This window comes from Streptomyces sp. NPDC007164 (genome assembly GCF_040634135.1).
Taxonomy (GTDB): domain Bacteria; phylum Actinomycetota; class Actinomycetes; order Streptomycetales; family Streptomycetaceae; genus Streptomyces; species Streptomyces sanglieri.
On sequence record NZ_JBEYFB010000030.1, the window covers coordinates 55,862 to 73,397 of the forward strand.

At 71.4% G+C, this 17,536-nt stretch carries 15 protein-coding genes and 3 tRNA genes; 9 read left to right on the top strand and 9 right to left on the bottom strand.

Annotation, left to right across the window (positions count from 1 at the left end; all coding sequences use genetic code 11):
* Window positions 1-220: 220 nt before the first annotated feature.
* The 3 genes from ABZ622_RS29390 to ABZ622_RS29400 are packed head-to-tail and all read right to left on the bottom strand — an operon-like array spanning window position 221 to window position 2,549.
* Complete coding sequence (locus tag ABZ622_RS29390; RefSeq protein WP_360548238.1) at window positions 221-1,024, bottom strand: META domain-containing protein; 804 nt, start codon at window positions 1,022-1,024, stop codon at window positions 221-223.
* Window positions 1,025-1,061: 37 nt separating this feature from the next.
* Window positions 1,062-1,862 (bottom strand): sterol carrier family protein, encoded by an 801-nt coding sequence (locus ABZ622_RS29395; protein WP_360548240.1) that lies wholly within the window; start codon window positions 1,860-1,862, stop codon window positions 1,062-1,064.
* A gap of 48 nt (window positions 1,863-1,910) precedes the next feature.
* On the bottom strand, window positions 1,911-2,549 hold the full coding sequence (locus ABZ622_RS29400) for a helix-turn-helix domain-containing protein (RefSeq protein WP_360548242.1): 639 nt from the start codon (window positions 2,547-2,549) through the stop codon (window positions 1,911-1,913).
* Window positions 2,550-2,669: 120 nt separating this feature from the next.
* On the opposite strand from ABZ622_RS29400, the gene ABZ622_RS29405 reads away from it, so the two are divergent.
* On the top strand, window positions 2,670-4,196 hold the full coding sequence (locus ABZ622_RS29405) for an MFS transporter (RefSeq protein WP_360548244.1): 1,527 nt from the start codon (window positions 2,670-2,672) through the stop codon (window positions 4,194-4,196).
* A 175-nt stretch (window positions 4,197-4,371) separates the two neighbouring features.
* On the opposite strand, the gene purL is transcribed toward ABZ622_RS29405, so the two are convergent.
* From purL to purS, 3 genes are read right to left on the bottom strand one after another with little or no spacing between them, the layout of a single operon-like run.
* Complete coding sequence (gene purL, locus ABZ622_RS29410; RefSeq protein ID WP_360548246.1) at window positions 4,372-6,621, bottom strand: phosphoribosylformylglycinamidine synthase subunit PurL; 2,250 nt, start codon at window positions 6,619-6,621, stop codon at window positions 4,372-4,374.
* Entirely contained in the window at window positions 6,618-7,298 is a 681-nt protein-coding gene (gene purQ, locus ABZ622_RS29415) for a phosphoribosylformylglycinamidine synthase subunit PurQ (RefSeq protein ID WP_317863803.1), read from the bottom strand. Before purQ ends, purL begins: the two co-directional genes overlap by 4 nt.
* Window positions 7,295-7,555, bottom strand: a complete 261-nt coding sequence (purS, locus tag ABZ622_RS29420) for a phosphoribosylformylglycinamidine synthase subunit PurS (protein WP_124720043.1) — start codon at window positions 7,553-7,555, stop codon at window positions 7,295-7,297. The genes purQ and purS overlap by 4 nt, the downstream gene beginning before the upstream one ends.
* A gap of 382 nt (window positions 7,556-7,937) precedes the next feature.
* On the opposite strand from purS, the gene ABZ622_RS29425 reads away from it, so the two are divergent.
* From ABZ622_RS29425 to ABZ622_RS29460, 8 genes are all read left to right on the top strand, one after another.
* On the top strand, window positions 7,938-8,273 hold the full coding sequence (locus ABZ622_RS29425) for an Lsr2 family protein (protein WP_266689661.1): 336 nt from the start codon (window positions 7,938-7,940) through the stop codon (window positions 8,271-8,273).
* A gap of 133 nt (window positions 8,274-8,406) precedes the next feature.
* Window positions 8,407-8,478 (top strand) — tRNA-Gly (locus tag ABZ622_RS29430).
* 98 nt (window positions 8,479-8,576) lie between these two features.
* Window positions 8,577-8,649: transfer RNA gene (locus ABZ622_RS29435), tRNA-Gly, on the top strand.
* Window positions 8,650-8,781: 132 nt separating this feature from the next.
* On the top strand, window positions 8,782-9,837 hold the full coding sequence (locus ABZ622_RS29440; RefSeq protein ID WP_360548249.1) for an ABC transporter ATP-binding protein: 1,056 nt from the start codon (window positions 8,782-8,784) through the stop codon (window positions 9,835-9,837).
* Window positions 9,837-10,637, top strand: coding sequence for an ABC transporter permease (locus tag ABZ622_RS29445; protein WP_360548251.1), 801 nt, complete (start codon window positions 9,837-9,839; stop codon window positions 10,635-10,637). The genes ABZ622_RS29440 and ABZ622_RS29445 overlap by 1 nt, the downstream gene beginning before the upstream one ends.
* A gap of 14 nt (window positions 10,638-10,651) precedes the next feature.
* Entirely contained in the window at window positions 10,652-11,977 is a 1,326-nt protein-coding gene (locus ABZ622_RS29450; RefSeq protein ID WP_360548316.1) for a histidine kinase, read from the top strand.
* The gene (locus ABZ622_RS29455; RefSeq protein ID WP_266689664.1) at window positions 11,974-12,585 is read left to right on the top strand and encodes a response regulator transcription factor; all 612 of its coding nucleotides are present in this window, start codon (window positions 11,974-11,976) and stop codon (window positions 12,583-12,585) included. The genes ABZ622_RS29450 and ABZ622_RS29455 overlap by 4 nt, the downstream gene beginning before the upstream one ends.
* A gap of 22 nt (window positions 12,586-12,607) precedes the next feature.
* Window positions 12,608-12,680: transfer RNA gene (locus ABZ622_RS29460), tRNA-Gly, on the top strand.
* Window positions 12,681-12,740: 60 nt separating this feature from the next.
* On the opposite strand, the gene ABZ622_RS29465 is transcribed toward ABZ622_RS29460, so the two are convergent.
* From ABZ622_RS29465 to ABZ622_RS29475, 3 genes are all read right to left on the bottom strand, one after another.
* Window positions 12,741-13,655, bottom strand: coding sequence for a phosphoribosylaminoimidazolesuccinocarboxamide synthase (locus ABZ622_RS29465; protein ID WP_360548253.1), 915 nt, complete (start codon window positions 13,653-13,655; stop codon window positions 12,741-12,743).
* Between the two features lie 125 nt (window positions 13,656-13,780).
* Window positions 13,781-15,241 (bottom strand): N,N-dimethylformamidase beta subunit family domain-containing protein, encoded by a 1,461-nt coding sequence (locus tag ABZ622_RS29470; protein ID WP_360548255.1) that lies wholly within the window; start codon window positions 15,239-15,241, stop codon window positions 13,781-13,783.
* Between the two features lie 292 nt (window positions 15,242-15,533).
* Entirely contained in the window at window positions 15,534-17,534 is a 2,001-nt protein-coding gene (locus tag ABZ622_RS29475; RefSeq protein WP_360548257.1) for a hypothetical protein, read from the bottom strand.
* Between the last annotated feature and the right edge of the window lie 2 nt (window positions 17,535-17,536).

The following is a 17,536-nucleotide window of genomic DNA, read 5'->3' on the forward strand; positions in this document are numbered from 1 at the left end:
GCGAGCCTCACACCGGGAAGCCGGGGCACGGGGCCCGAGTCCGAGGTTCCGGAGGGCCGCGGCACCCATCGTCCGCAGTCCGGGACCGTCGCCGGCAGGCGCACGGCCGGGTGGCGGGCTCCTGAACCATCCGGCCCGGCGGTGCCCGGCCCGACCGGGATCCCGGGTCTCATCCACCAGTGCCGGAGCTCATCCGCCAGTGCCGGACTCATCCGCGGGCTCATCCGCCGGGTGCCTGGGCCGTCGCGGCGAGTCCCTCGCCGTTCGCCGCGGTGAGGGACAGCGTGCGGTGGTCGATCCGGTACGTCGTCCTCCCGTCCAGGACCGCCAGCAGGACGCGTTCCAGCTCCATCCGGGGGGCCGGGCACATCATCCTGGTGGTGCTGGTCCGGCGGAACGTGGCAGTGGACCCGGTGACTGTCACGTTGCCGCGGAACGTATTGCAGCCGAGGGTGCCCCGTACGGAGCCGTCCCTGCCGAAGGTCAGCCGCGCCCTCTTCTCCATACCCGCGGGCAGCGACGAGGCGGTGGAGCCGGACACCAGGGAGGTGACGGTCCAGGTGGTGCCGGTGAGCGGGGCCGGGGGCTCCGAGGTCAGCGTGATGGTGTCGCCGGTCCTCGTGGTCAGGGTCAGGGTCCTGCCCGTGACGGCGGCGGTGAGTTCGCCGCTGAACGCACGGGACAGGGTCGTCTCGAACTGTTGTACGACCTTCTCGCAGCCCATCTGCGTGGTCGTGGCCCGCCGCACGGTGATCGTGTCGCCGTCCGTGCCGGCCTCGGCGCTGAAGCGGTTGCAGCCGAAGTTCCCCGTGACTCCGCCCTCGGGGCCGATCACCACATGGGCGCCGTCCGGGGCCTCGGTCGTGCGGCCGCCCGCCGTCACCGAGTCGACGTTCCAGTGGACGCCGGTGAGGCGCGGAGCGGTCCGTACCGAACCGCTGCCGTCGCCGGCGCTCGTCTCGTTGCCGCAGGCGGCGAGGGTGAGGAGGGCGAGAACCCCCACGGCCGTCCGTCGATTCCGCATGGCCCTGGGACGGCCGGCCGGGCCGTCCGGTTCCCGCTCACGCCATCAGGGGCAGGAGGGCGGCGAGATCGGCCCGCTCCCCGCCGGCGGCGACCTTCGCCCCGTCGAGCTCCCGCGCCCACTCCGTACGCCCGGTGGCGAGCCGGATCCAGGTGAGCGGATCGGTCTCGACGACGTTGGGCGGCGTACCCCGGGTGTGCTTGGGTCCCGGTACGCACTGGACGACGGCGAACGGCGGGATCCGTACCTCGACCGAGCCGCCCGGTGCCTTCTCCGCGAGGGCGTCGGCGAGCAGCCGGGTGCAGGCGGCGAGAGCCTGGCGGTCGTACGGGATGTCGAGGCCGGCCGCCTCGTTCAGATCATCGGTATGCACGACGAGTTCGACGGTACGGGTGACGAGGAAGTCGGCCAGCCGCATCACCCCGACCCGCGTCGTCAGCAGCCGCTCGTCGCCGGCCCCGGGCACCAGCTCCTCGGACCGCGCCGCGACCTCCTCGTACAGCGCGTCCAGGTCCGGGCGGTCCAGGGCGAGCCTCCTGGTGTCGTCGGCGATTCCGGCCGCCCGGTCCGCGGTCGCGAACGGCCACTGGACGGGCGTGAGACCGGGCCCCGCCGCGGCGGGTTCCGGCAGCTCCAGATTCCGGGTGACGCCGGAGAGCGCCATGGTCAGGTGCACGGCCAGTTCGCGTACGGTCCAGTCGCCGAGCCGGGTCGGCAGCGCGAGCTGTTCGGGCGTCAGGGTACGGACGGCTTCCCGGACATGGGCGAACTGCGCCAGGACCGCGGTGCGGGTCCTGGCCGGGTCGTAGCGGCGGGCACGTTTCTGGGACGGCGGCATGTCCGCGAGCCTAGGCGCTGCCGGACCGGACGGACGGACCCGCCGGCCTCAGCGCCGGATCGCGAAGTCGCCCAGGCCACCGGCGAGCAGGCCGAAACCGCGCTCGGCGAGCGCGACGGCGTCCGGGGCGATCGCGTCCGCCGGCTCCCCCGCCAGCAGCCGCAGATGGTTCGCGTGGATGAGGGCGTTGCGGGTGCCGATCAGCTGGGCGCCCACCACCCGCGCGATGGCCGGCTCCTCCCCCTCCTCGACCAGCACTTCGGCGAGCAGGTCGAAGGAGCGCATGGAGAACGCGTGGGCCCGGGTGAGCAGCGCCGGGGTCTCCTGGATCAGCCGGCGCACTCCGAGCACCACCGGCAGGTCGCTCATTCCGATCGAGGGCTCGCGGCGCTCGACGGCGGCCACGTACTGTCCGCGCACGGCGGCCAGGGCGGATTCGCCGGGGGCCCGGTCCCGTACCGTGCGCGCGACATCGCCCACATGCTCCTCCATGGGAGCGAGGACCAGGTCTTCCTTGCCGGCGAAGTAGTTGAAGACGGTCATCTTCGACACCTCGGCCGCCTCCGCGATCTCGGCGACCGAGACCTTGTCGAAGCCGCGCTCGGCGAAGAGTTCGGTGGCCGCGGCCAGCAGGCGGTGCCGTGTCTGGAGCTTCTTGCGCTCGCGCAGGCTCATCCCCTCGGTCATGGCGTCACTGTACCAGGATGAAAGTTGATCCTGGATTAATTCTTGACTCAATACATTTTCATGGGCCATGGTGGTGCCCGGCCGCAGCGGCACCGTGCCGCTCGGGAGGGGAGCCCCGCCATGTCCGCAGTCATGCCCACGGTCATGACCCATCGTCAGCGCGTCATCGGGTTCGTGCTCTGCATCGCCACGATCCTGCTGGCCGTGCTCGACACGAACATCGTCTCGGCGGCGACCGTGCCGATCGTCAGCGATCTCGACCCGGTGCACGGCGTCGACAAGATCCCCTGGCTGATCGCCGCCTATCAGCTCGCCGCCACCGCCGCGCTGCCGCTCTACGGGAAGCTCTGCGACGTGATCGGCGCCAAGAAGGTCTTCATCGGGGCCGTCGCCACCTTCCTCGCCGGTTCGGCGCTGTGCGGAATGGCGGGCTCCATGGGCTGGCTGATCGCCGCCCGCGCACTCCAGGGCATCGGCGGCGGGGGGCTGATGAGCGTCACCATGGTCGTGCTGCGTGAGCTCAAGGGCCCCGAGGAGAAGGACGGCGGCAAGGGCGGCAGCGTCGGCGGGATCGTCGCGGGTGCCGGGATGGCGCTCGGGCCGTGGCTCGGCGGAGCACTCGCCGACCACGCCGACTGGCGGTGGATCTTCTACGTCAACCTGCCGGTCGGCCTCGCCGTCCTGGCCGCGGCGGTCCGGGTGCTGAGGCTGCCCGCGCACAGCACCCGCCGCACGATCGACTTCCTCGGCGCCGGGCTCGCCGCCGCCTTCTCCACCATGCTGCTGCTGGTCACCCAGTGGGGAGGCAAGGACCACGCCTGGTCGTCCCCGCTGATCATCGGCCTCTCCACCGCGACCGTCGCCGCCTTCGCCCTGTTCGTACGCCGCCAGGCCACCGCGGCCGAACCGGTGCTGCCGCTCGGCCTGTTCAGGATCCGGGAGATCCGGTACGGCTTCGCCATCCAGGGCCTGGTCGGCGCGGCCATGATGGGCTCGATGGTCTACGTGATGGTCTATCTCCAGGTCGTACGCGGCATCGCCGCCTCGTCGGCCGGGCTCTACCTGATCCCGATGGCGATCGGCATGACCGCCGTCGGCCTGCTCTCCGACAGGCTCGCCACGGCCGGCTGGTCGCAGAAGACCTTCGTCGTGAGCGGCACCGTCTGCGCCTCCGCCGCCCTGGCACTGCTCGCCACGCTGTCCACGGACACCAGCCTGTGGACGGTCCGCGCCGCACTGCTGCTGATGGGCGTCGGCTTCGGCCAGCTCATCGGCCAGCTCATCCAGCTGGTCCAGGACACCGCGCCGGCCGAGCAGTTGGGCGTGGCCACCACCGGCGTCCGGTTCTTCCAGACCCTCGGCGGGGCACTGGGCGCCGCGCTCTTCGGCACCGTACTCAGCAGTGTCTACGCGGCCCGCGGCCCCGGCGGCACGACCAGCACCATCGGCGGGCTGACCGGCCACGCGCGCCGGCAGGCACTGGACGCATTCGTCTCCTCGACCGGCGTGGTCTTCTGGTCGGCGACCGGGGTGATGATCCTGGCCGCCGTTCTGGCGACCCGGCTGCCGGCCGGTGACCGGCGGAAACCGGAGGCGGCGGACGTAAATGCCACCGCATTCACCACGGCACCGCCGCTCCCCCGCTGAATACACAATTCCGCCGGCCATTTCCGCCCCCGACCGACCCCGGCCGGGACCGAGCGGGATCGACCGGCCCCGGCCGGGATCGACCACCGGCCGAATATCCGTGCCCCGGACACACGATGCGAGAAACGGCCCCGCCCATGAACAGGGCGGGGCCGTTCTCGTCAGAACACGCGGGTCAGGCGAGCAGCGCCGGAATGGTCGCCTCGTGCGCCGTACGCAGCTCGTTCAGCGGAATGCCGAACTCACCCTGGACCTCGATCTCCTCGCCGTCCACGACACCGATCCGGGCGACGGGCAGACCCCGCGCACCGCACATGTCGTTGAAACGGAGCTCCTCGCTCCGCGGCACGGAGACGACCGCGCGCCCCGCCGACTCGGAGAAGAGGAAGGTGAACGCGTCCAGCCCGTCCGGCACGACCAGCCGGGCACCCTTCCCGCCACGCAGGCAGGACTCGGTGACCGCCTGGATCAGACCGCCGTCGGAGAGGTCGTGCGCCGCGTCGATCATGCCGTCGCGGGAGGCCGAGATCAGGATCTCGCCGAGCAGCTTCTCGCGGCCCAGGTCGACCTTGGGCGGCATGCCGCCGAGGTGGTTGTGGACGACCTCGGACCAGGCCGAGCCGCCGAACTCCTCGCGCGTGTCACCCAGCAGGTAGAGGAGCTGGCCCTCTTCCGCGAAGGCGACCGGCGTACGCCGGTTGACGTCGTCGATCACACCGAGCACGGCCACGACCGGCGTCGGGTGGATCGCCGTCTCACCGGTCTGGTTGTACAGCGACACATTGCCGCCGGTGACCGGGGTGCCCAGCTCCAGGCAGCCGTCCGCCAGACCACGGGTGGCCTCGGCGAACTGCCACATGACGTCCGGGTCCTCGGGCGAACCGAAGTTCAGGCAGTCCGAGATGGCCAGCGGCTTGGCGCCGGAGGCGGCGACATTGCGGTACGACTCCGCCAGCGCGAGCTGCGCGCCGGTGTACGGGTCGAGCTTGGCGTACCGGCCGTTGCCGTCGGTCGCCATGGCCACGCCCAGGTTCGACTCCTCGTCGATCCGGACCATGCCGGCGTCCTCGGGCATCGCGAGCACGGTGTTGCCCTGCACGAACCGGTCGTACTGATCCGTGATCCAGGACTTCGACGCCTGGTTCGGCGAGGCGACCAGCTTGAGGACCTGCTCGCGCAGCTCCGCGCCGTTCGCCGGGCGGGCCAGCCTGCCGGCGTCGTCGGCCTGGAGGGCGTCCTGCCAGGACGGGCGGGCGAACGGGCGGTGGTACGTCGGGCCCTCGTGGGCGACGGACCGCGGCGGCACGTCCACGATCTGCTCGCCGTGCCAGAAGATCTCCAGCTGGGAGCCCTCGGTCACCTCACCGATGACGGTGGCGATGACGTCCCACTTCTCGCAGATCTCCAGGAAGCGGTCCACGTGCCGCGGCTCGACGATCGCGCACATGCGCTCCTGCGACTCGCTCATGAGGATTTCCTCGGGCGAGAGCGAGGAGTCGCGCAGCGGCACGGTGTCCAGCTCGACGCGCATGCCGCCGGATCCGGCGGAGGCCAGCTCGGACGTGGCGCAGGAGAGCCCGGCGCCGCCGAGGTCCTGGATGCCCGCGACGAGCTTCTCCTTGAAGATCTCCAGGGTGCACTCGATGAGGAGCTTCTCCTGGAACGGGTCGCCGACCTGGACGGCCGGGCGCTTGGCCGGGCCGGTCGACTCGAAGGTCTCCGAGGCCAGCACCGAGACGCCGCCGATGCCGTCGCCGCCGGTGCGGGCGCCGTAGAGGATCACCTTGTTGCCGGGGCCGGAGGCCTTGGCGAGGTGGATGTCCTCGTGCTTCATCACGCCGATGCAGCCGGCGTTGACCAGCGGGTTGCCCTGGTAGCAGGCGTCGAAGACGACCTCGCCGCCGATGTTCGGCAGGCCCAGGCAGTTTCCGTAGCCGCCGATGCCCGCGACGACGCCCGGCAGGACGCGCTTGGTGTCGGGGTGGTCGGCCGCGCCGAAGCGCAGCGGGTCGACGACGGCGACCGGGCGGGCACCCATGGCGAGGATGTCGCGGACGATGCCGCCGACGCCGGTGGCCGCGCCCTGGTAGGGCTCGATGTACGAGGGGTGGTTGTGCGACTCGACCTTGAAGGTGACCGCGTAACCCTGACCGACGTCGACCACACCGGCGTTCTCGCCGATGCCGACGAGCATCGCGTCGTTGGCGGGGACCTTCTCGCCGAACTGCTTGAGGTGGACCTTGCTGCTCTTGTACGAGCAGTGCTCGGACCACATCACGGAGTACATGGCGAGCTCGGCGCCGGTGGGACGGCGGCCCAGGATCTCGCGGATCCGGGCGTACTCGTCCTCCTTGAGGCCGAGCTCCTTCCAGGGCTGCGCGGTGTCCGGGGTCTCGGCCGCGTGCTTGACCGTATCCAGGCTCATGCGTTGACCAGCTTCTTGATGATCGAGGTGAAGAACCCGAGACCGTCGGTGCGGCCGGTTCCGATCAGCGGCTCGACGGCGTGTTCCGGGTGCGGCATCAGGCCGACGACATTGCCCGCGGCGTTGGTGATGCCGGCGATGTCCCGCAGCGAGCCGTTGGGGTTCATGTCCAGGTAGCGGAAGGCGACCCGGCCCTCCGCCTCCAGCTCGTCGAGGACCCGCTCGTCGGCGACGTAACGCCCGTCCATGTTCTTGAGCGGTACGGAGATCTCCTGGCCCGCGGAGTAGTCCGAGGTCCAGGCGGTCTCCGCGTTCTCGACGCGGAGCTTCTGGTCGCGGCAGATGAAGTGCAGGTGGTTGTTCTGCAGCATCGCGCCGGGCAGCAGATGCGCCTCGGTCAGGATCTGGAAGCCGTTGCAGATGCCGAGGACCGGCATCCCCGCCTTCGCCTGCTCGATGACGGTCTCCATGACCGGCGAGAAGCGGGAGATGGCTCCGGCCCGCAGATAGTCGCCGTAGGAGAAGCCGCCCGCCAGGATGACCGCGTCGACCTGGTGCAGGTCCTTGTCGCGGTGCCACAGCGATACGGGTTCGGCGCCCGCGACCCGTACGGCCCTCAGGCTGTCCTTGTCGTCGAGCGTGCCGGGAAAGGTGACGACTCCGATACGAGCGGTCACTTCGGCTCCTCGGCCTTCTCCACCTTCACGGTGAAGTCCTCGATGACGGTGTTGGCGAGGAAAGTCTCGGCCATCTCGTGAATACGGCCGAGGGCGGCGTCGTCGACCGGCCCCTCGACCTCCAGCTCGAAACGCTTTCCCTGACGTACGTCCGCGATTCCCTCGAAGCCGAGACGGGGCAGTGCGCGCTGCACCGCCTGTCCTTGCGGGTCGAGGATCTCCGGCTTGAGCATGACGTCGACTACGACGCGTGCCACTGGCACTCCCGGTGTGGTGTGGTGCGGCTGTTTCTCCGGGGGGCTCCCCAGACCCCCGCAGGTCCTCTCAGCGTACCTGGCCAGAAATTCTACGCGGGTAGATATCGAGGAGCCCGGATCACGCCCAGATATCGGACGCGACAACACATGGGGAAAGTCCTGCAAAAAAAATCCTCACCGACAGCACACATAGAAGGCTGACACGCGGAGTTAATTGGGTGGGCTTCACAATGCGGCACCAACCGCTGTACAAATGATTACCGGGGAATGCAGCATTGCCCTAAACAGTCGGCAACCGTCGACACCGCATCCGCCTAGCAGCCGGAAGGCCGGCATCAGCGCACGCCAGACGCGCCGATACCGTAGGAAAGGACCGATATCCGTGGCTCAGCGCGTAGTGGTCACGCTCTCCGACGACATCGACGGGGGAGCAGCGGCGGAAACGGTCACCTTCGCCCTGGACGGGAAGTCGTACGAGATCGACCTCAATACGTCCAATGCAAAGAAACTGCGCAAGGCCCTCGCGCCGTACATGGCAGCGGGCCGAAAGCAGACAAACGCCAGCAAGCACGGCAAGACCCCCGTGTCGTACCGGCACACTTCGCTCGCCCCCGACCCGGCGGCCGTGCGTGCCTGGGCCCGCTCGCACCGGATGGAGGTGCCGGCCCGCGGCCGGATCCCCAAGAAGGTCTACGAGGCGTTCCGCGAGGCGAGTTGACCCACCGACAGGGCCCCCGGCACCCCCTCGGACGACACCCCGCGGACACCGACTTGCGCTACACCCCCGCAGGTCGGCTAAAGTCTGGAGCACGCCGAGGGGCAAGGCCGAAAAGCCGAACCCCACGCAGCGTGCGGGTGTAGTTCAGTAGCAGAACATCCCCCTTCCAGGGGGAAGGCGCAGTGTGCAATTCCTGTCACCCGCTCTGCATCACTCTTATCGACCACTCCGGTGGATCGGGTAGGGTGATGCTCGCACCGCCCGATGAATCTCCTTCCGAGGAGTACAATGAGCGGCAGCAATGCGGACGTGGCTCAGTTGGTAGAGCATCACCTTGCCAAGGTGAGGGTCGCGAGTTCGAATCTCGTCGTCCGCTCTTGATCGAAACGAAGGCCCTGGTCGATATCGACCAGGGCCTTCGTCGTACCCGGTCCCCCATGACGTTTGTCATGAGCAGTAATGACAACTCGCACTGATCCCGTCGCCGATCCCGCGAAAGCCTGTGGGCATGACCAGCGACGACATCCCAGGCAACCGCGCGGACCGGACCGTGGCACCCGCCGCAGCCGCGTCCGCGTCCGACTCCGTCTCCGCGTCCGACTCCGTCTCCGCCTCCCGTTCCGATGCGGTGATCGAGGCGGCCGGAGTGCGACGGCGCTACGCGGGCGGATTCGAGGCCGTGGCCGGTGTCTCCTTCTCGGTGGCGCGCGGTGAGCTCTTCGCCCTGCTCGGTACGAACGGCGCCGGGAAGACCTCCACCGTCGAACTGCTGGAGGGCCTGGCCGTGCCCGACGGCGGCACGGTCCGGGTGCTCGGCCACGACCCGTTCCGGGAGCGCGCCGCCGTGCGGCCGCGGATCGGGGTGATGCTCCAGGAGGGCGGCTTCCCGTCCGAGCTGACGGTCACCGAGACGGTACGGATGTGGGCGGGCTGCACCAGCGGCGCGCGCCCGACCGGCGAGGCGCTGGAGCTGGTCGGGCTCTCCCACCGGGGGCGGGTGCGGGTCAAGCAGCTCTCCGGCGGTGAGCGGCGCCGGCTCGATCTGGCGATGGCCCTGCTCGGGCGGCCCGAGGTGCTGTTCCTGGACGAGCCGACCACCGGACTCGACGCCGAAGGGCGGCGCAACACCTGGGAGTTGGTGCGCGAGCTGCGGGACGGCGGCACCACCGTCCTGCTCACCACGCATTACCTGGAGGAGGCCGAGACCCTCGCCGACCGGCTGGCGATCATGCACCGGGGGCGGATCGTGACGGCGGGCACCACCGCCGAGGTGACCGCCGCCCGCCCCGCCCGCATCCGGTTCGAGCTGCCGGAGAGCGTCCCGGCGGCCCGGCTTCCGCTGGGGCTGCGGGCCGCCGCCGACGGCCACCGGATCGAGATCCGTACCCACCGGTTGCAGGAGTCCCTGGACGAACTGCTGACCTGGGCACGGGAGTCGGACGTCCGGCTGCTCGGTCTCGATGCCCGGTCGGCCTCGCTCGAAGAGGCGTTCCTCGATATCGCGCAGAGCGCGTCGGACAACGAAGCGAACGGCGAAACGTACGACGCGAAGGTGGCTGCGTGATGACGACCACGACGACGAGCGCGACCGGTGCGGCCGGCACGACGCTCCGGAGCCGGCTGACCGCCCTCGGGCGTGCCGAAGTCTCCCTGCTCGCCCGCAACCGCACGGCGGTGTTCGTCTCGCTGCTGATGCCCGCCGCCATGGTCCTGGCGATGAAGTCGGCACTGAAGGAGTCCGTTCTGGACGGGACCGGCCTGTCCGTCGCCGCGGCGGCGCTCAGCGGCGGCATCGGCATCGTGCTGATCCAGGCCGTCTACATGAACCTGGTCTCGTCCTACGTGGCACGGCGCGAGGACCTCGTCCTGAAGCGGCTGCGCACCGGCGAGGTCACCGACCCGGAGATCCTCGTCGGGACCGCCCTGCCGTCGGTCGCGCTGGCGCTGGCCCAGACCGTGGTGATCGTGGCCGCGGGGACTGCCTTCTTCGGCCTCGCCGCGCCTCGGCGGCCCGAACTGCTGCTGGCGGGCCTGCTGCTGGGCGTGGTGCTGCTGACGGCACTGGCCGCTGCCACCTCCGCGGTGACCCGCACCGTACAGACCTCGCAGCTCACCACCCTCCCGCTGTTCTTCGTCTCGATGATGGGCTCGGGGCTCTTCGTACCGCTGGAGGTCATGCCCGGCCCGATGGCGTCCGTGTGCGAACTGCTGCCGGTGACCGGGGTGATGACGCTCGTACGGACGGGCTGGCTGGGCGGGGCCGAGGGCTCCGACCTGCTCGTGGCCGCCATGACCGGGCTGGCCTGGACCGGGTTCGCCGTGTTTGCTGTGCAACGACGGTTCCGCTGGGATCCGCGACGCTGAGGAGGGACACCGTGGTGCTCGTACGGGGCTGGCGCCGCAGCTGGCAGCAGCGCAGCAGGCTGGAGCGGATCGATCTCTACTCGCGGCTGACCCTCTCGGTGATGCCCTGGCTCTTCACCCTGTCGTGGCAGCTGGCCCCGTTCAAGTCGGACATCCGCCGGGCGCCGCTGCCGATCGCACTGGGCGTGGCACTGCTGCTCGTGAGCCTTGCGCAGTGCCTGCTGAGCAACCGCAACGTCAAGCTGTCGTACGCGCACTACCTCGGCACCGACGTCATTCCCCTCCGACGGCAGCTGCCGCCGCTGGTACTGCTGCTGGTGAACCTGGGGCTGCTGGCGGCATTGGCCGGGGTGGACGGGATCGCCGACAGCGGGCTGCTCATCATGACCATGAACGCTCCGGTGGCGCTCGCGATCACGCAGGTCCTGGTGGTCCCGGTCCGTACCTTCCTGGTCCAGTCGCTCGCCGGCGCCGCGCTGAGCGTCTGCGTCTTCGCCGCGGTCGGGGTACGGGGCGCGGCACTGGCCGGGGTGGTACCGACGATTCTCTTCGGCTGCCTGCTCACACTGATCGCCGTACGGCCCAGCGCCTGGAGCCTGGCTGTGATGTGGCAGGCCGAGGCGGCCCGGGACCTTCAGGCCCGGCTCGCGGTCGCCGAGGAACGGCTGCGGTTCGGGCGGGACCTGCACGACGTACTGGGCCGCAATCTCGCCGTGATCGCGCTGAAGAGCGAGCTGGCCGTGGAGCTGGCCCAGCGCGGCAGGCCGGAGGCGCTGGACCAGATGGTCGAGGTGCAGCGGATAGCCCGCACCTCGCAGCAGGAGGTGCGCGAGGTCGTACGGGGCTACCGGGAGGCCGACCTGGGTACCGAACTGGCCGGTGCCCGAGGGGTGTTGAGCGCGGCCGGGATCGAGTGCGAGGTGACGGGGGACGCCGGCGGGGAGCTGCCCGCGCCCGTGCAGTCCGCGCTCGGCTGGGTCGTGCGGGAGGCGGCGACCAATGTGCTGCGGCACGGGGATCCGCGCCACTGCGTGATCCGGCTCAGGTCCTCGGCGGACGCGGTCGTGCTACTGGTGGAGAACGACGGAGCCGCGGTGGCCGACGCGGGGCAGGGCGGGGGTTCCGGGGTGGGTGACGGCTCCGGACCAGGTGGTTCGGGGCTGGCCGGGCTGCGGGAGCGGCTCCGCGTGCTCGACGGTTCGCTGGCCGCGGGCCCGGCGGGGAACGGCGTGTTCCGGCTCACGGCGACGATCCCGCTCGGCCCGGCGGCGTCCCCGGCCCGCCTCGACAAGCCGCCTGCCGCCCGGGAGGCACCCGTACTTCAGGAGGAACGACGATGACGACCGTACGGGTGCTGCTGGCCGACGACGAGCACCTGATCCGGGGCGCGCTGGCCGCGCTGCTGGCCCTGGAGGACGACCTGGTGGTGGTCGCGGAGGCCGCGACCGGCCCGGAGGCGCTGGCCATGGCCCGGGCCCACCGGCCCGATGTGGCGGTCCTCGATCTGGAGATGCCGGGCGCCGACGGTGTGAGTGTCGCCACATCCCTGCGGGCCGAACTGCCCGGCTGCCGGACGATGATCGTGACCAGCCACGGCCTGCCCGGACACCTCAAGCGGGCGCTGGAGGCGGGCGTGCGGGCCTTCGTCCCGAAGACCGTCAGCGCCCGGCAGCTGGCCGGGATCATCCGCACCGTGCACGCCGGAAACCGTTACGTGGACCCGGAGTTGGCGGCCGACGCGATCTCCGCCGGGGACTCTCCGCTGACCGCGCGGGAGACCGAGGTGCTGGAGCTGGCGGCGGACGGGGCACCCGTCGCGGAGATCGCGGAGCGGGCGTCGCTGTCGCAGGGAACGGTACGGAATTACCTCTCCGCGGCCGCCTCGAAGCTCGGCGCGGAGAATCGACATGCCGCGGTGCGTCTCGCACGGCAGCGCGGATGGGTATAGTGGTTCTCGCGCTTCGGCGCTTGCGGACGTAGCTCAGTTGGTAGAGCGCAACCTTGCCAAGGTTGAGGTCGCCAGTTCGAACCTGGTCGTCCGCTCGGTTCAGCAAGAAGCCCCCGGCCTTCCGGCCGGGGGCTTCTTCGTGTTCGTCGGCAGTCCTACTGCCAGGACGTGCCGGTGAGGAGTTCGTACGCCTCCAGGTACTTCGCCCGCGTCGCGTCCACGATCTCCTGGGGCAGGGCCGGCGGCGGCTGCTCACTCCTGCGGTCCCAGCCGGAGACCGGCGAGGTCAGCCAGTCGCGTACAAACTGCTTGTCGTAGCTGGGCTGGGCCCGGCCCGGCTCCCAGCCGGCCGCGGGCCAGAAGCGCGAGGAGTCCGGGGTCAGCACCTCGTCCGCGATGATCAGTTCCTCGCCGCCGTCGGCGGTGGGCGTGAAACCGAACTCGAACTTGGTGTCGGCGAGGATGATGCCGCGCTCGCGCGCGATGTCACGTGCCCTGCCGTAGACGTCCAGCGTGGTGCGGCGCAGCAGGTCGGCGGTCTCCGCACCGACCTGGCGGGCCACCTCCTCGAAGCTCACGTTCTCGTCGTGGTCACCGACGGCCGCCTTGGTGGCGGGGGTGAAGATCGGCTCCGGGAGCTCGGAGCCGTCGACGAGCCCCTCGGGCAGCGCGAGACCGCAGACCGTGCGGGACTCCTGGTACTCGACGAGGCCGGAGCCGGTGAGGTAGCCCCGGGCGACACACTCGACCGGGACCATCCGCAGCGACTTGCAGATCAGGGTGCGGCCGGCCCAGTCGGCGGGGGCTCCGGCGGGGAGCTCCGTGGACAGGACGTGGTTCGGTACGAGATCGGCGAGCTGGTCGAACCACCAGAGCGAGAGCCGGGTGAGGACCCGTCCCTTGTCCGGGATCTCGGTCGGCAGGACCCAGTCGTACGCGGACATGCGGTCGCTGGCGACCATGACGAGGTCGCCCGCCTCGTTCCGGTACAGGTCGCGCACCTTGCCCGTGTGCAGGTGGGTGAGGCCCGGGACCTGCACCGGCTCGGGCTTTTCTACAAATCCGGACACGCTGCCTCCGCGTAGTTTGATCCAGGAGTCGTTCCGATTCTCCCGTATCGGGGTGCGGCGGAGTGGGGCGGGGGCGTCCGTGGCGCCGACTTCCGTGGCCCCGGCCCGCGTTGTGGCGAGCCGGGTCAGTCGCGCTTGCAGATGCGGTCGAGGAGGTTGGCGGTGGCGCGCTGGATGCGCGGGTCCACATGGCCGGGACGGTCCAGCGCCGGGGACCAGGCGAAGGTGCCCGAGGCGAAGACGATCGCCCCGGACGGGGCCCGGTACACGGATGTCTCCTGGTGGCGCTTGACGCCCTCGCTGTCCAGGTACGGGGAGTGGGCGAGCAGGATGCGGCTCTCGTGCTCGGGGAGTGCGGTGCGCGGGAAGTAGCGGTCGGCCTCGCCGGCGACCAGGCCGTCGAGCTCGTCGCCCTCGCCCGCGCCCGTCGCCTCCCAGAGCCAGTGCCCGGCGTTCCGTACGACCAGGGGGTGCGGATCGGGGACCCGGCCCGCGTACTGGATGCCGAGGAGCTGCTGCTCGGGGCGGTCGATCTCGCGCCAGAGGGCGGGCTTGCCGGGGCCGCGCCGCTTGCGGCAGGTGAGCAGGCGGTCCGGGACGCCGGACGGCGACGGGGAGAGGCTGACCTGCCAGTACATGGTGTTGGCGGAGAGGAAGACCAGCGAGGTGCCGCCGTCGCGGGCGCTTTCGGCGGTGCGGCGCATCGGCACCGACCAGTACTCGTCGTGGCCGGGGAAGACCAGGCCGCGGTAGCGGGCCGGATCGACGCGGCCGGCGTGCAGATCGCGGGTGTCGGCGTACGCGAGGTCGTAGCCGTAACGCTCGGCCCAGCGGATGAAGTCGTAGGCGTGGCCGACGTGGAGCGGCAGACCGGCGCCCGCGTAGGGGCGGTCGAAGGAGACGGTGACCGCGGCGTCCTCCTCGCCCAGGAGACTGCCCTGCTCGTCCCAGGCGTGGTAGAGGCTGGCGCCGGTACGGCCGTCCTCCGGATAGAGGTTGTACGCCTGCCAGGTGATGTCCGGCAGGACCAGCAGCAGATCGGCCGGCTGGTCGTCGCGGACCGTGAACGGGATGTGTGAGCGGTATCCGTCCACCGTGGTGAGCACGGCGACGTACGCGCCGATCGACCAGTAGGTGGGGATCTGGAGCCGCCAGGACTGCCACCAGTGGTGGCAGGAGACCGTGCGGTCGGCGGTGAGCGGCGCGGGCTGGACGATGCCGGAGAGCCGGGGGCTCGTGGTGATCTGGGCGGCGCCGTCGCCGCCGTAGTGACCGATGCGGTAGATGTCCACGGAGAACTGCTGGGGCGGGTCCACGGTGACGTGGAAGTCGATCGCCTCGCCGGGGGCCGCGGCGCCCGTGGAGATGAAGCCCTTGATCTGGCGGTGCACATCGTCGGCCGTGCGTGTGCCGCCGTCGGTGGAGCGGGTCAGGGCGGGGTCGGCGTACCAGGGGACGACATGGCCGGTGTCGTCGAAGTAGTTCTCGCTGCCGCGCAGCCAGGGCAGCGGGCCCTGGCCGAAGGGGTCGGAGACGGCATGCGCGAGGGCACCCGACTCCCATCGCCGAATCTGCTCCGTCCCCATACCGTTTCCCTCCCTCAGGTCCCCCGAGACAACAGTCGATGGTGGATGGCCGGTCGTCGATCGTCGGTCGCGGTCGGCGGACCGTTGACCGCGGACCGTTGACCGCGGATCGCCGATCGGCGCTGGTCATGCGTCATCGGTGCGCCAACAGCAATGCGCCGGCTGTCAGCGTCGATCCCCAGCACATCACATAACGCATGCGCCCCGTCACCGTTCGTCGCGAATTGAAGTGAACGGAGCGTTCCATTCCGAGTGTTGGGGTGTTTGTGGTGTGACTGCCGGGGCTGCTGCTTCAGACGAGGCGGACGGGCTTGTCGGTGCGTACGCCGATGGAAGCGAGCCAGGACCGCAGTGGTTCCGCGTCCCCGTCCTCGACCAGGCTCAGGACCGGACTGCCGAGGTCGGCCCGGCGCTCACCGTCGATCAGCAGCGCGGGACCGTCCAGCCAGTCGAGGCCGGGCGCCGCGCCCGCCGTGTCCACCGCCGCGCAGCAGACCATCGCCGCGACGTGGTCGGCGAGCAGCTCCGTGCCCGTACGGGGCGGCTGGAGCGGGAAGAGCGGGAGGGGGTCGGGGCCCCAGGGGTCCGGGACGTCCCCGCCCGTGCCGACCGGGGCGCCTGCCCGGCCCGATGTGTCACCGGCCCGGTGCTGCTGGGCCGCGGCCTCCTCGCGGGCCACCGCGGCGCTGATTCCCGCGGCGAGCTCCTCGCCGCCCCCGGTCCGGCCCGCCAGATGCTCGACGACACGGGCCAGCGTGGGCATCCCGGCGTCGACGGGGCAGGCGACGGGACGGGAGGGGGCAAGGGCGTCCGGGTGGGCGTGGGTGTCGCTGGGGCCGTGGGGGTCGCCGGGGCGGTGGGGGTCACCGGGGCGGTGGGGGTCGCTGGAGCCGTGGAGGTCGCTGGAGCCGTGGAAGCCGTCAGGGGCCCGACCCGTCGCTGCTGGGGCGGGTGCGGCGGGTGCGTCAGGTACGGGGGGCCCGGCGGGTGCGGGGGGCCCGGCGGGTGCGGGGGGCCCGGCCGGTGCGGGGGGCCCGGCCGGTGCGGGGGGCGCAGGGGGCCCGGCGGGTGCGGGGGTCATCGAGTCCAGGACTCGGTGCAGGCGGGCGGCCTCGGTGCGCCACTTACGGTCGACAACCTCTTCCGGGTACTGCTGCCAGTCGACCGGCGACCAGTCCGGGCCTGTACGGGCCGGGCCGCCGTGGAACAACCGGGCCGCCAGCAGCGATGCCGCCTCGTCGGCCGCGCCCGGCTCCTCCAGGAGGTCGCAGGCGGGGCGCTCGCCCAGCCGGGAGGCGAATCCGTCGGCGAGCCGGTCGCGCCGGGACAGCTCGGTGAGGGCGGACACCACGCCCGCGTCCAGCCGGGACGGCCAGCGGCCCATCCGCCAGGCGGGCAGGGCGACCCGGGTGAGCAGCCGGTCCCAGCACGCGTAGGCGAGGCCGACCTGCTCCTGGGCGACGATCCGCAGACCGTAATCCACACCCTGTGCACGGACCGACGCGGCGGCGGCGACACTCCGCTCCATCTCGGCGGCGTGGCCCCGGCAGCTGCGCAGCAGCAATCTGGCGATCCGGCCGACGAAGGCGCGGGGCACTCTGCGCAGCCCGGCCAGCGGCCCCGGCACGGGCGCGGCGGCGTCGGCGACCGCGCCGTCGAGCCCGCGTACGAAGCGACGGGCAGCGGCTATGTCGGGATGCGCGGCCGGGCCCGTGCCCGCGACGACCGGGGCGAGCACCGCCCGCAGCTCGGCGACCCGCATCCACCACAGGAACGGCGATCCGATGACCAGCACCGGCGCCGCCTGGACCCGGCGGCGGGACCGGACCGCGGAATGCGCGGCGGTATCCGGGCCGGCGCCCGGCGCGGGCCGCGCCGAGGGGTGGGTGCGGTCCTCCAGCCAGCTGTCGCAGTCGGGCGTCAGGGCTATCGCCGAGGGCGCGGGAACCCCGAGCCGGTCGGCGAGGTCCCTGACCAGGCGGTAGAGATCGGGGGCGGCCTTCTCCGGGAGCGGGACGGTCGGGCTGACCGCCGGCCTCGCCCGTACGATCGCGACCGCGACCGCTGCGGCGAGCAGCAGCACGACGACCGCGCAGGCCGTCACGGCCCAGCGCGCGGTGTCCCAGCCGCTGCCCACGGCGAGGCCCTGGGCGCCCGCCACGAGCAGCACGACGGCCACCGCCGCCGGCAGGATCGCCACGGCTGCCGCCCTGCCGCGGATGCGCAGCAGAGCATGAGCCCGGGCACGCGCACTCAGCGCACCCAGCTCCTCACTTGTACCGGTACCGGACACGT